Source organism: Sporosarcina limicola, from assembly GCF_014873855.1.
GTDB classification, from domain to species: Bacteria; Bacillota; Bacilli; order Bacillales_A; family Planococcaceae; genus Sporosarcina; species Sporosarcina limicola.
Genome location: NZ_JADBEL010000080.1, coordinates 1 through 1,100 on the forward strand (window position 1 = coordinate 1; position 1,100 = coordinate 1,100).

Genomic DNA, 1,100 nt, shown 5'->3' on the forward strand with positions numbered 1-1,100 from the left:
GAGTGAAAATAGACCAACGCCCTCTTGCCGAGCATCCTGAACCCAAAAACAAGTTGTCTGAAGAAGAAAAAGAGGAAATCATTACTGTTGTGAAACAAGCGGAATATGCGGATTTACCGCCGACGCAAATCGTGCCAAAGCTTGCGGATAAAGGGATTTATATCGCTTCAGAATCAACGTTTTATCGTGTGTTACGCGAGGAAAAGATGCAAAATCACCGGGGACGTAGTAAAAAACCCGAACGAAAATTGCCTGAAAGCCATCTCGCCATTGCCCCGAATCAAGTATGGACTTGGGATATTACATGGCTAGGCGGCCCAGTAAGGGGGCTATTTTATCGCCTGTATTTAATTCTTGATTTATTTAGCAGAAAGGTTGTCGGCTGGGAAGTTTGGGAGACAGAAGAAGCAAAATATGCGGAAATACTTGTGAAAAAAGCAAGCATAAATGAAAAGATTCAAGGCGCACCCCTTGTACTTCATTCCGACAACGGAAGTCCGATGAAAGCAGCCACATTTCTAGTTTTGCTAGAGAATTTGGGCATTCAAAGCTCATTTTCTAGACCGCGTGTAAGTAATGACAATCCGTATTCTGAAGCCATGTTCCGAACACTTAAATATCGTCCGGATTATCCACATAAAGGATTTGAAACACTAGAGGACGCAAGGCGTTGGGCACAAAAGTTCGTCCATTGGTACAATGAAATTCATTTGCATAGTGGGCTGAATTTCGTGACACCGGCGCAATGTCATACGGGCGCACATGTGGAAATTTTGGAAAAACGAAAAGATGTGTATGAAGCCGCAAAAGAGAAACACCCCGAACGCTGGGCACGTGAAACAAGAAATTGGACACCGCACGAAAAAGTAGCGCTTAATCCAATGCGGGATGAAGGGGAGCGACAGCGTGGATGAACTAGATATAGCTACCGTTCCCTGGTGGTTTGAATTGAAAGGACGCACTTGCCTTTCGATTCAAACCACCAGGCCAGCAAGCACAGCGCGGTAGCTTTGACTGAACTTGGGGATTCACGAAATTCAGGAATAAAACTTCGGAAATAATAAACTAGCTAAATGCGACAACTATGTTGACAACTACCG

The 1,100-nt window shown here is 44.4% G+C and carries 1 protein-coding gene; it reads left to right on the plus strand.

The features are described 5' to 3' along the window. A partial coding sequence (locus H4683_RS21170) for an IS3 family transposase (RefSeq protein WP_192600790.1) occupies positions 1–914 on the plus strand: 914 nt, incomplete at its 5' end. Positions 915–1,100 lie beyond the last annotated feature (186 nt).